The sequence below is a fragment of the Spirochaeta cellobiosiphila DSM 17781 genome (assembly GCF_000426705.1).
Lineage (GTDB): Bacteria > Spirochaetota > Spirochaetia > DSM-17781 > DSM-17781 > Spirochaeta_E > Spirochaeta_E cellobiosiphila.
The window spans coordinates 69,061-82,604 of sequence record NZ_KE384554.1; the positions used below are offsets into that span (position 1 = coordinate 69,061).

General features: G+C 31.3%; 11 protein-coding genes. 6 read left to right on the plus strand and 5 right to left on the minus strand.

Going from position 1 to position 13,544, the window contains the following annotated elements; all coding sequences use genetic code 11:
* Window positions 1-7 precede the first annotated feature (7 nt).
* The 6 genes from K345_RS0107060 to mazG all read left to right on the plus strand — a co-directional run bounded on the left by K345_RS0107060 (window position 8) and on the right by mazG (window position 6,612).
* Entirely contained in the window at window positions 8-1,525 is a 1,518-nt protein-coding gene (locus K345_RS0107060) for a sigma-54-dependent Fis family transcriptional regulator (RefSeq protein ID WP_245584606.1), read from the plus strand.
* 14 nt (window positions 1,526-1,539) lie between these two features.
* Window positions 1,540-2,208 (plus strand): tetratricopeptide repeat protein, encoded by a 669-nt coding sequence (locus K345_RS0107065; protein ID WP_028973564.1) that lies wholly within the window; start codon window positions 1,540-1,542, stop codon window positions 2,206-2,208.
* Between the two features lie 45 nt (window positions 2,209-2,253).
* The gene (locus K345_RS0107070) at window positions 2,254-4,656 is read left to right on the plus strand and encodes a CHASE2 domain-containing protein (RefSeq protein WP_028973565.1); all 2,403 of its coding nucleotides are present in this window, start codon (window positions 2,254-2,256) and stop codon (window positions 4,654-4,656) included.
* On the plus strand, window positions 4,631-5,455 hold the full coding sequence (locus tag K345_RS0107075; RefSeq protein ID WP_028973566.1) for a hypothetical protein: 825 nt from the start codon (window positions 4,631-4,633) through the stop codon (window positions 5,453-5,455). Before K345_RS0107070 ends, K345_RS0107075 begins: the two co-directional genes overlap by 26 nt.
* A gap of 9 nt (window positions 5,456-5,464) precedes the next feature.
* Window positions 5,465-5,740 carry a hypothetical protein gene (locus K345_RS0107080; RefSeq protein ID WP_028973567.1) on the plus strand — a complete coding sequence of 92 codons (276 nt, stop codon included), beginning with the start codon at window positions 5,465-5,467 and terminating at the stop codon, window positions 5,738-5,740.
* Between the two features lie 74 nt (window positions 5,741-5,814).
* A complete protein-coding gene (gene mazG / locus K345_RS0107085; RefSeq protein ID WP_028973568.1) occupies window positions 5,815-6,612 on the plus strand; it encodes a nucleoside triphosphate pyrophosphohydrolase in 798 nt (265 codons plus the stop codon).
* Here the strand turns inward: mazG and K345_RS0107090 are convergent.
* The 5 genes from K345_RS0107090 to mreC are packed head-to-tail and all read right to left on the minus strand — an operon-like array spanning window position 6,575 to window position 13,543.
* Window positions 6,575-9,031, minus strand: coding sequence for a TIGR03936 family radical SAM-associated protein (locus K345_RS0107090; protein ID WP_053228127.1), 2,457 nt, complete (start codon window positions 9,029-9,031; stop codon window positions 6,575-6,577). The two genes, mazG and K345_RS0107090, sit on opposite strands and share 38 nt — an antisense overlap.
* Complete coding sequence (gene rodA, locus K345_RS0107095) at window positions 9,031-10,338, minus strand: rod shape-determining protein RodA (RefSeq protein ID WP_028973570.1); 1,308 nt, start codon at window positions 10,336-10,338, stop codon at window positions 9,031-9,033. Before rodA ends, K345_RS0107090 begins: the two co-directional genes overlap by 1 nt.
* A gap of 12 nt (window positions 10,339-10,350) precedes the next feature.
* On the minus strand, window positions 10,351-12,186 hold the full coding sequence (gene mrdA, locus K345_RS0107100) for a penicillin-binding protein 2 (RefSeq protein WP_053228128.1): 1,836 nt from the start codon (window positions 12,184-12,186) through the stop codon (window positions 10,351-10,353).
* Window positions 12,183-12,689, minus strand: a complete 507-nt coding sequence (mreD, locus tag K345_RS0107105) for a rod shape-determining protein MreD (protein WP_028973572.1) — start codon at window positions 12,687-12,689, stop codon at window positions 12,183-12,185. The genes mrdA and mreD overlap by 4 nt, the downstream gene beginning before the upstream one ends.
* Window positions 12,690-12,691: 2 nt before the next feature.
* Window positions 12,692-13,543 (minus strand): rod shape-determining protein MreC, encoded by an 852-nt coding sequence (gene mreC / locus K345_RS20140; RefSeq protein WP_053228129.1) that lies wholly within the window; start codon window positions 13,541-13,543, stop codon window positions 12,692-12,694.
* Window position 13,544: the final 1 nt, after the last annotated feature.

Sequence of the window (13,544 nt, forward strand, 5' to 3'; positions counted from 1 at the left end):
TTAATCCATGAATATGGACAATAATCGATATATAGATCCTGATAAATTTCAAACCTTAATCGAAATTAATCAGCAAATAAATAGTCAAACAATAAAAGAGAGTATGCTATTAGAAAGTGTACTCTCTTCTTCTATGCAGCTAATCCAAGGACAAGCTGCAAGCCTTTTATTAGTTAATCATCAAGACAAGAAATTATATTTTGAAATTGCTTTAGGTCCTAAAGGAAAGGATGTTAAGAAATTTACTCTAGAACTTGGACAAGGTATTGCAGGTTGGGTCGCTCAAAAAAATCGTAGTTTAATTGTCAATAATGTAAGTGAAGATAAACGATTTGCCGGCTCCATTGATGAAGACAGTGGTTATAGAACAAGAAATATTTTAGCAGTACCTATGCGAATAAAAGATAGGTGTATAGGTGTTATTGAAATACTAAATAAAAAAAGTAATTTGACTTTTGATAATGAAGACTTATTTTGGCTAGAAATATTTGCAAATCAAGCAGCAATGGTTTTAGTTAATAATAGAAGATACAACCAACTATATACCGAATATAATGAATTCAAAAGACAGTTCCCTCAAAGCAATTCCGAAGACAAACAATATTTTTTTAAAAGCTATGCCATCGAACAATTATTCAATTCTATAGATAAAATAGCACAATCTAATGGATCCATTCTTATATCTGGAGAGAGTGGTGTTGGCAAAGAAGTAATGGCCAAATCGATTCATGATAAAAGCCCAAGAAGGCAAGGTCCATTTATTGCTATTAATTGTGCCTCAATTCCTAAAGACTTAATGGAAAGTGAACTATTTGGACATGAGAGAGGTGCTTTTACGGGTGCTGTTAATAGTAAAGTAGGTAAATTTGCTCTTGCAGATGGTGGTACTTTATTTTTAGATGAGATCGGTGATATTTCAATTGATTTGCAAGCAAAGCTATTACGTGTTCTACAAGAACAAGTGTTTACACCTGTAGGTAGTATTGAAAGTAGACATATTAATATACGGATAATATCAGCCACCAATAAAAATCTAAATGAATTAACAACTAAGGGTTTGTTTCGTGATGACTTGTATTATCGATTAAGTGTTTTTCCAATCAAAATACCACCTTTAAGAGATAGACCTGAAGATATAGAATATTTGACAGAAATATTTATAGAAAAAATTTGCAAGAATATGGATATTGAGATAAAAAGGATTTCAGATGATGCTGTTGATTATTTAGTAAAATATTCTTGGCCTGGTAATATAAGACAGCTATATAATGTATTAAACAGGGCTATCATATTAAATGACAATACCTCAGAAATAATACCAGATGATTTGATGTTGGAAGATAATAATGATAATGATAGATATAGTGGAAAAACTTTAAAAGAAGCCTTAAATTTGTTTAAAAAATATTATATAACTAAGATTCTTGGCCGTAGTAAGGGAAACATATCAAGAGCTGCAAAAACCCTTGATGTTCAAAGAACTTATTTATCAAGACTAATTAAAGATTTAGATATTCACAAATAGAAGAGGGGTGTTGGATGCATCAGAATGAAGAGTTAACACTAAAACAAAAGTTTATAAGCGGATTGATTACTTTTTTTCAAAAGAATAGAGTATTCTTCATTATCGTTTTAGTTCTCCTAATTGCTGCTGTAATTGGTCTAGCAGTTTATGATTCATATCATAAGGATTCTGTTGACACACAAATTGCAAAAGTAGAAGTGATTGAAAATGAATATCAGACTCTACAAGTAGCAAGTGATAAGGAAGCTAAACTTAATAACCTTATAGAAGAGATAAATAATCTTGAATCTTCTGAGTCATTAAGTAAATGGCCTAAACAGCGATTATTATTTCTAACAGGAAAAGTGTATTTTGATCTACAAAATTGGTCAGAAGCAGCAGATACTTATCTAGAGACTGCTAATGTTCAATCATCTTATTTAACCACTTTATCATTATTCAACGCTTCTGTTGCTTATGAACAAAATGGGGATCTGAATAAAGCACTAGAAATATTAGATCAGTTAGAGAGTTATGACGATGAAGCTGTTGAAAAAATTCATGGATTGTTCAATAAAGGACGATTATTGGAAAAGCTTAATAGGACGCCAGAAGCCATTGAAATATATCAATCTCTAGAAACAAAGTATCCTAATAGTGATTGGACAAAGCTCGCCAAGGAACGTATAATTAAGATCAAATAGAGTATATAGCCGGCTAAAAAGCCGGTTTTTTAAGGTGGTCTTAATATGAAAAAAAGTAAGACTTTACGTTTTTTGAAGACTGAAAATTTTTCTTTCATTATTGCACTTTTCATATTTTTAATAAGTAATTTATTACTTCATTATACAACTATTCCTAAAGAACTTGAAAAGCATTACCATGATTTTTGTTTCCAGGTTAGAAATATAATAAAATCAACATCAGAACAAGAAGGTTCTGTAAAACGTAATTTAAATAATAATATTAATAGTGATATACAAATCATAGCTTTAGATTCAAACACCCTTAACAGGGTAGGCACTTGGCCTTTTCCTCGTTATCAATATGGAAACTTTTTAACCAATTTATCTCGAATACGAGATGTAACTCATAGAGAGAATAGCGTCTTCCTGGATGTATTTTTCATTGATAAAGGTACACCTGCTAGAAATGATGGTTTGTTTGCAGCAGGAATAAAGGAAAACGGTAAAGTTTTTTCAGAGATAGATATAAACTATCTACCTCTAAATATAGATGATAGTAAACTAATGAAATCCAGAATGGATGTTTTGTTTGATAATTATGGTGAGATTGAAGATATAAAAAATGTATCTAATAGTTTTGAAACATTTTATGGAGTCACAGTACCGTTACTTCCATTTGTCAAAAATTCCTATGCCTACGGACATGCTTCCTTTGTGTCTGATTCTGATGATCTTTATCGTAAACAAAGAATTGTTGCGAGAATTGCTTTCTTGAATGATGAGTTTGAATTATCGAAAATTGATGTCAACATAAATCTTAAAAAAAACGAATATTTAGCATATTATGATTTTGATAATAGAGTTATCCCTATATCAAATTCTGAATTAAATAATCTTAATTTGTTAAAGCAACAAATTATGGAACGTAGTCAATATAAATTAATAGACACAGACAATGATGGAGAGCCTGATGGAAAAGAATTTTATATCCGTAGATTCGAAGAACACTATATTCCTTCTATCACCTTATCCTTGGCTCTTAACTATTTTAATAAAAAATTAAGCGATGTACATGTTACATTAGGTGAAGTTGTTAGTATCAACAATCCACAAATGTGGGATAAAGAATCGAATTCATGGGTTCCTTATAGGATATTGAGAGAATCACCTATAATAGATGAGGATGGTAATACTTTAAAGGCTGCAGTATATGAAGATATATCAATTATAGAAATCCCTATTGATAAAAAAGGTGATATGACTATTAATTACATGGGACCTGCGTCTAGTGAGTTCTCCACTGGGCATCAAACATATAATATAAGATCTCTAGCAGGGTACATTAGCAGTATTCGAGGTGTTGATTCTTCAAGATGGCCCAGGACAATGGCATTAGACAATAAAATTATTATGATGGGTGCTTTTACAAAAGGAATTGCAGAGGACGAAAAATATACTCCTTATGGACCAATGTATGGAGTGGAACTTCATGCTAATGCATTAAATACCATATTGATGAATAACTTTCTAAGACCCATTCCTTTTTGGATTAATGAGATAATACTTGCGTTAACAATTCTAATTATTTCTATTATATCTTCTCGTATATCAACTATACTTGCTTTTTTCATAAGTATTCTCTATGCATTTATTCTTTTCATAGCTACTACTATATTCTTCGAAACCCAAAATTTACTAATTAATTTCACTGTACCTGTAATAGCGATTATTAGTTCATTTACTATGGTCACAATCTACAGGGTTATGACAGAAGAAAAGGATAAAAAAAGAATTCAAGCGATGTTTGGTCAATATGTAAGTCCAAAAGTGGTTAAAGAATTAGTAAATACAAAAATGCCTGAACTAGGTGGTGTGGATAGGGAGTTAACAGTTCTATTTTCCGATATTAGAGGTTTTACTACTTTATCAGAGAGTCTATCACCACAAGAGTTGGTCAATCACTTAAATAAATACTTAGCTTCAATGACTGATCTAATTTTGGAATATGAGGGAACACTTGATAAATATGTTGGTGATGAAATTATGTGTTTTTGGGGAGCTCCAATTCCTCAAAAAAATCATGCAGAACTTGCCTGTAAATGTGCCTTACGTATGATGGCTGTCCTTAAAGAACTAAATGAGAGCTGGCCGGAAGACAAACGTATCGACATAGGAATAGGGCTGAATAGTGGTATTATGACAGTAGGGAATATGGGATCACAAGGACGGATGAACTATACCTTAATGGGTGATAATGTTAATCTAGGAGCGAGGCTTGAAGGAACCAATAAACAATATCTGACAAATGTAATCATAAGTGAATATACATATTCACTTATAAAAGACACTGCTATTGTAAGAGAGTTAGATAATATAAGAGTTAAAGGTAAAAACAAACCTGTATTAATATATGAATTAATTGATTTTGTGGACGGACTAGATGTGCCTAAAAAGATTAAAAATTAGTGTAACTATTATTAGTGTTTTATTTCACATTAGTTGTGGATTACCTCAAGATGAATTTATTGGGAATCCTGTAAAGGATTATTCAAAGTATGCCTCAAATAGTAAAAAAATATCCTTTATACATGATAGCAATCTATCAACCATTGGTGTTGACCTCGTTGGATATGAAATATTTTATAAGATTGTAAAACAAAGCTTAGTTAATACAAACAGTGATTATTTGGACAATGAAATAGATTTTTATGATGGTACAAATTCATTATATGAGTTAATTAAAAATGGCAAATATTCAAAAGTACTGCTTTTACCTAGATTACCAACTGATGACAAAACAAAAGAGCCTGATGATAAGGGATATCTTTATACTAATTATAATACCTGGTTAATAGAAAATTCATGGCCAAGTCAAGACTTGCGTATCGTTATTGATTTTGAAAACAGTTATACTACAGATTCAGATAGAATTGTAAATCTAGATGTGTTATATAAAGCATCTGAAAACCTCATCTCTGAATATGAGCTTATTAGGTGGACTAATTTTACTTTTTCAGATCGTCAGAATAGGTATATTGCGACAAAAGATTTAAATAATGGTTATATCAAACTATTTGAATTTACTAACGATTTCATTTATCGTAATTCAACTACTATGGCTGATGATATTGACAGTAGTATAACTAGTACAACAAAGGATTATGCTATAATATTCTTTGCAGATTCACTTGGTCGATCAGAAGAAAACTTTTCTTTTGTCAGAAGTAATTTAGTATATGTAGGGACTATTGAGGTCTCCTATTAGGAGAGTCAAATGCAACAATTAATAACAATAATATTAGTGTATCTTTTAGTCGGATCATTAGACGCTTTTTTATTTACATACATTATTCAAAAAGAGAAAAAGAATTTTATAGCAAACTTAATTATCGCAGTTCTATCAGCTTTTGCAGGTGGAACAATATTTTCTTTTATATTAATTATTTTTGTAAAGGATCATCTTGAATTAGCAAAGTTTTATTTTGTACCAGCCATAATATTTTCAGTTATTGCTAGTTTGATATTTTTTGATGCAAATAAAGAAAAATAAGTTATAACTGATGTTTTGAATTATAATCATTATTGTCAATATAATGTATATTTGGTCTACTTAAAGGAAAATAAATGTCTTGGAAAGAAAAAGCAAGTTATGAGTTTATTAAATTACTTGATGTAATAGAAAAATTACGAGATCCCATTACTGGTTGTCCGTGGGATATAAAACAGACTCCGTACTCATTAAGATCGGACCTACTTGAAGAAACTCATGAAGTAATAAATGCAATTGATGAAGAAGATTCAACTCATATCAATGAAGAATTAGGTGATAATCTTTTCGTCTTGATGATTATAGGTTATATGTATCAACAGGAATCAAAGTTCAACATTTCTTCACTTATAAAAAATGCCTCTGATAAATTAATTCGCAGGCATCCTCATGTTTTTGGTAATAATGAATCTATAACTAATGCCAATGATGTTATTAAACAGTGGGAAGCAATCAAAGTTGATGTAGAAGGACGAAAACCAAAAGACTCAATCTTAGATAAAGTAAAATCATTTCTCCCTTCCCTAAAACGTGCTTATAAAACGCAAAAAACAGTCGCAAAAGTCGGTTTTGATTGGAAAAATAATGATGAAGTATGGGATAAATTATATGAAGAAATTGATGAATTGAAGCAAGGAATTTCCAACAATGACAATGCAAATATTGAAGAAGAATTGGGCGACCTTCTATTTACTGTTGTAAACTTATCTAGAAAATTAAATATAGATCCAGAGTTAGCCCTTAATAAAAGTACTGAAAAGTTCCATACTCGTTTTAAATTTATAGAGGAAAAATTTAAAGAGCTTCAACTTGATTTAAACGAAAGAAATTTTTCGACTATGGATTCCCTTTGGAATGAGTCGAAAAATCAATAATATTAAAATTCAGAGGATAGGTTTTACTTTCTTCTGTTAAATCATCAATTTTTATAATCTCAAAATGTCTATTCCAAAAATCTTCACCAAAAAAACTCTTTAACCATTTTATTGGGTTTCCTTTTTGTTTATTTACATATTGATGTATACCCAAGATATTATTGGACGAATTTATAGAAAAGTTTTCAACATCAAAATCCCAATTCTGAATTAATGATTCTTTAAAAATTGCTATTTCGTTATTCTTATTAAATTTAATTTCATATATAGATTCTCTGTGCATTGCCATTAATGAAGGTGTTTTTCTTTTGGGATCTTTATATATCTCAAAAACTCCTTTGAAATACATTCCATGTGGCGTTTCTTTATTTAATAGTTGAATTAAAACTTCACAATCTATATTAGATTTTAGTTCAGCTATCATCCATTCAGAACTACTCTCTATACCTATAGGTAAAGGACGTGCAAATTGTACCTTCGGTTTTGGATGAAAACCTTCCGTCATAACTGTTGTAAACCCTGATCTAAGAAACATTTTTCCGAAAATATTTAATAAATTTAGGTGACTAATGATGGATGATTCCTTCATTCTAGTATAATTTATCAAAAATGTTTTAGGTTGTTCTGATAGTCCTATAGGTGGTAAAGCTGGTGAAACTATAAGGGGAATTTCTGATAAATCGGGATTTGCTATATTTACATCTTTCTTACAAACTCCACAATTATGACTGCAACTATCAGCACACATATCTGTCATTTGACATGTTTTAGACTTCTTTAATTCATCAGACAAAAACTTATTTGTTATACCAATACTTATGTCTTTCCATTTTTTACTATTGGAAGGCCTACATGTTTCTTCAATCACGTTCCAAGTTGCAGAATTTATAACATCATTCCATATTGGATAATTATAGTATTCGTCCCATGCATCTAATCGGGCCCCACTACTCCAGCCTTTTAAAAATAAATCTCCAGCTTTTTCATCCCCTCTTGCTATGATCCCTTCCAATATTGATTGGAAGGGATCATGATAATGTACTTTTATAGGATATCTCTTCAATAAATATTTGAGTTGTTTAAATTTTGCTATAGCCTTTTGAGGTTCTAACTGAACAGCGTCTTCAAATACCGTATGTGGTTTTGGAATAAATACACCCACATTGACATTTATATTAATCTTGACAGCTTCATGGATCTTTATTAAGTAATTAGCAATTTCTTCTATTTCGGTGTCGTCTGTATTTGGTAGTCCAATCATAAAATAAAACTTAGCTAACTTCCACCCACGATCTTTAGCCATTATTAACAAATCAATTGTTTTGTTAATTGGTACAAGTTTGTTAATGTTTTGTTGCCACTCAACTTTTGGTGTCTCTATTGCAAATGTTAAACCGCTTTTCTTTACCTTAGAAACTTCTTCTATTAAAGGTAAACTCAACGAATCAACTCTTAAACTTGGTAATCCAAAACTTACACCTAAAGCATTATATTTTTTATTAAGCTTTGATATTAGATCTACAGCTCCTGGATAATCTCCTGTAGACAAACTGGTTAAAGTAATATCACGATACCCATTCTTAAAAATATTATAGTAGACTTCTTTATCAATAGTTGCATAACTTTTTGCTCGAAAAGGTCTATAAAATATCCCAGCATGACAAAATCTACACCCTTTAGGACAGCCTCGCATTATTTCCACAGCTCCATGATCCTGTATAGGTTTATATGTTGCCATAGGAAACTTTATTGTATGTTTATTTGAAGCAAAATCACTCCAAATTGACTTATATGTTTTCTCCGTTTTACCTGGGAACCATATGGACTTATGACTCCTAAGTAATCCAATAAGCTCAGTTCTAGAGCCTCCTTGTTCTTTTAATTCTTTCATCTTCTCAATAAGATTTGGTAATTCTCCTTCTGCTTCACCTATAAAAGCAGCATCAATATATTTACTATAAGGATATGGATTCGTTACAGCGGGGCCTCCAATAATAACTATAACATCATTTTCAGTACGGTCTTCTGAATATAATGGAATATTAGAGCTGGCAAGTATTGTGAATATATTTGTAATAGATAATTCATAACCAATAGAAAAAGCTAATATGTCAAAATCGTTTACATAAGTCTTTGATTCTAATGTAAAAAGAGCTAAATGCTGGTTCCTCAATTCTTTTTCAAAATCGGGTGCCGGACAAAAAACTCTCTCACATTGAACGTCTTCTATATCATTTAATATTGAATACAATATTTTAATTGCTTGATTAGACATTCCTATTTCATAAAGGTCTGGAAAACATAAGGCTACTTTGTACTTTGGGTCCTTCTTGATAACTATTCCAGGTTCACCACCAGCATATCGTCCTGGTTTTTCTACTTTTGGTAATATGCTTTTTAGATCAATCCAATGCAGCACTATCTATATCGCCTGTTGTGAATACTTAGTAGTAAACCCACGGCAATAAAGCCTGTTAGTAATGAGGAACCACCATATGAAACAAATATTAATGGAATACCAGTAATAGGCATAACACCTATAGTCATACCTATATTAATCATAGCATGGAAAAATATCATTCCCATAATCCCTATAGCAATAAACGCACCAAATTTATCTTTTGCGTTTCTAGCTATATAAATGGCGCGAAATAGAATAATCATTATAAGTATGAAAACGATAATTCCACCAACAAAGCCCCATTCTTCAGATAATATAGAGAATATAAAGTCGGTACTTTGTTGTGGCAAAAAACGGTAATGAGACTGAGTTCCTTTTAAAAAGCCCTTCCCTGTTAGTCCTCCAGAACCAACTGCTGTTACTGATTGTATAATGTTCCAACCAGCACCAAGTCTATCTACTTCAGGATCGAGGAACACAATTAGTCGTTGTACTTGATAATCTTTTAATACTTTTTGAATAGCTAGGCTACCAAATAATGATATCATTACAATAACTATTACATATGCAAACCAATAAAACAATTTATGCTTCAGAAGAAAAAAACCAAATAAGCATATAATCAGCAAAGCCCCTAAAGTCAATTGCAATATCATAAATAATTTCATATTAATAATTACATTTAAAATTACAGGCATCTCTGTTGAAGTCATCCTAAACCATACGGGAGAGACTCCTAAAAAGATGGTAATAAGTCCAATTGCAAAAATAAAAAACAGATGATGAAATCTTGCTCCTGCCAGAAAAGAAACAAAAAAGAATATAGGGAGAAAAACTAAAGCTGTTCCCATATCAGGTTGTATTAAAATTAATAACATAGGACTGCTAGTTATCATAAATGCACTTAAAAGTGTTTTAACATTCTTAATTTTACCAGTATTGTTACTCATATATGTGGCTAAATATAAAATGGTAGCTAGTTTGGCAAACTCAGAAGGCTGAATTCCTAAAGACATAAAGCCTACCCATGATTTTGCTCCATTGACCACCTTTCCAAAAAGGAGTGTTAAAACAAGAATAAATAAAAAGAAAAAATATAAATATTGAGATATGTTTTTTAGCTTGTCATAGTCAAAAAACAATAGGAAAAATAAAACTATAATACCCAGAGCAAACCAAAATATCTGTTTTAGATATTCATTGGAAACATTTACCCCAGCACTAGTAATACCACTAGAATATATAAATAATATACCTATAACAACCAAACATAAATTCACAAGTAACAATAAAACATCTATACTAAAAAGAGACTTGCTTTTCACTTGAACTCCACATCACATATACCAAGCATTAAGAGCTTTAACAGCTTCATCATAATCTTGATCGGCAAAAATACCTTGTAAAATTATATCAGCAGCTTTAGGTGCCCACCATTCCCATTCGTTAGTAGCTTCTACCATGGTAACAACCACTAATTGTTCTTCTACTGGGACTCCGTAAGGGGCAAATGCTACATACCAAGAAGTTTCTCTGTCTTTAATACCGACTTGTCCTGTACCAGTTTTTCCTCCTGATTTTACAGCCCTATTTGTTATTACAACATTAGGTGTACCGTTAACAACAACACCTCGGAGATAATCTTGTAGTGTCTCCAAATTTTCTTTCGTTATTGGTGCCTCATGAAGTACTTCAGGTTCGAGTTCCTGAAGTACTTCTCCTGTAACAGGATCTAATACTTCCTTTAATACATGTGGTTTATATATTGTACCTTTATTCAATATGAGAGCCATCACGTTAGCCATTTGAATAGGTGTTACCGTTGTAAAACCTTGACCAATAGACATATTTACTGTATCTCCACCAACCCAAGGGGTATGATAAATATCCTCTTTCCACGCTGGAGTTGGGACATTTCCAGTTATTTCTCCTGGTAAATCAATACCAGTTGTTTGTCCGAGACCAAAATAACCTGAATAGTTAATAATGTTTTCGTAACCGAGATACTCATTTCCCATGGTATAAAAATAGACATTACATGATTCCGCCAATGCTTCTGCCATATTTACAGGTCCATGACCGGTACGAAACCAACAATGAAAAGTTCTATTACCTACAACATATGTACCCGTACACACTACCTTCTTAAGAGGGTCAAAAGCCTGTTCTTGTAATAATGCTGCCGTCATGACAATTTTAAAAGTTGATGCTGGAGCATAACTAGATTGTATAGCTCTATTCAAAAAAGGATATCGGGAATCCAGAGATAATTTATTGAAAATCTCAGAACTATTTTCTCTATTAAATAAATTTGGATCATAGTATGGATAAGAAACCATCGCAAGAACTTCCCCTGATGCCGGTTTTAACACTACTGCAGCACCCATTCTATCTCCAAGAGCTTTTTCTGCTAAGTCCTGAATGTCTCTATCAATAGTTAGACTAACACTATTACCTAATAATGGAGGAACTGTTTCAGACTCTGAATTTGCAATGTCACGACCTCTAACATCTACAGTTCTTAATCTATAACCTGATTTACCACGAAGTATTTGATCATATATTTTTTCAACGCCACTCTTTCCTATCACATCATCAACTTCATAACCTTGGTTATATAAGACCTGTAATTCCTCACTATTTATTTTACCTACATAGCCAAGAATATGTGATAAAGATCTTACATCTAAATAGTTTCTATTTGGACGATTTATCCATGACACACCAGGAAATTCGTTAATTCTTTCTGCAATCTGCGTTATAGTCGAATAACTAGTTCCTGTATTAATATCAATAGGTTTAAAATAGTGACGACTATTATCAGGAACTCTTTCATTTAACTTCTGTTCAGAAATACCTAAAAGATCAGCTAAATTGCTAAATAATCCATTCCATTCATCATCTTTTACTTCTGCTGGAGTTAGTTGTAAGACAAAACTGTCTATATTAGTTACTAGAGGGTAATCTTTATTACGGTCAAATATTTCTCCCCGTTTACTAGGTATAATACTGGAACGAGAAGACACCTCTTTAGATTTATCCAAGTATTGTTGACCATGAACATACTGTAAAGAATACAATCGCATAGTGTACATACAAAACACAATACATATAATTAAAGTAACACCAACAATTCTTAATGTATCAAAATTTTTATTTGTATTACTTATCAGAGAGACTGCCTTTCTGGTAAAACTTTTTTATCAATAAATGAAAATATAACAAATAAAATAGGTGCTAAAATTGTATTTAATCCAATAACCTTCCAATAATATAGATTATTTGGCCAGCTTAAAACATTATCAAATCTAAAGACAATTAGAATTACATTTCCAAGTAGTAAGAATAAATTTGAACTAATAAAGATTGTTATCATAGGAAATAATAGTTTATCAGAATTCATTAACTTACTAAAAATACCCGCTATATATCCAGTCAATGTTAATAAAATCGCATAATATCCAAGAGGTGCAAGGCTTATAACATCCAACAGTATTCCTATTATAAAACCAGAAATCTGACCTACCCAACTTCCTTTACTAAAAGAAAAATATACAAGTGTAATCAGGACTAAATTGGGTATAGTCTTCAATTCAAAAACATTTGATAAAACTGATACCTGAAAAAAAACAAATAGTCCCATCAGTAGTATCGTTACTAATATTTTCTTAAACATGACTATTCAGTTCCTTTTTCGATTAAAACAAATACGTATTCTAAAGAACCAAAACTTACTATTGGTTCTATTGATAGTTTTAATGAACTTTCATATTCTAGATCATCGATAGATCTAACCCTACCTATATATATACCTTTTGGAAATAAAGAACTCATTCCACTCGTGATAACTAAATCTCCATATTGGATTTGTGTTTTGCCTAGTTTACTAACATAATCCATTTGCAATATGTCGTCGTTACTTGATAGTCCATGGACCAGTCCTTCAAACCTATTTTTTTGTAAACGAGCAGCAATATAAGAAGTCGAATTTGTTACTGGTTGAATTATAGATGAATTTCTACCTACTGACATAACTTTCCCAACTAAACCATAATAGCCACCACTAAAGGCAATTACTGGAGAATCTGTTATAACCCCATCACTTGTCCCTTTGTTTATCGTAATACTTGTAAAACTTACAGATGGATCCTTTGCTATTACTTTTGCAGGAAGGTTTTTGAAACTAATCTCTTCAGAAAATTTTAATAAATCTTTTAAAGCTTTGTTTTCTTGTTTTAATTCAAGAAAATTTCTTTCTAGAGTAGAATAATACTGTAATTTTTCTAATGCAGCAGTATGCTCTTTCTGAAGATTCTTTAGTTCACTTATACTGCCCACAGTTGATGTAAAAAAGCTTCCACTATTAGAAACAGCAGCCTCTATATGTGAAAAGACACTAATTCCGACGTATTTAGGTATATTTAAAACATTGGTTTTATTTGATAAAAGCATAATCACTGAAATTAACAAAAGGGTGCAAAATGTGACACCCTTTTTATGTTGTTTGAGAAATTGTTTTATATTAAGCACT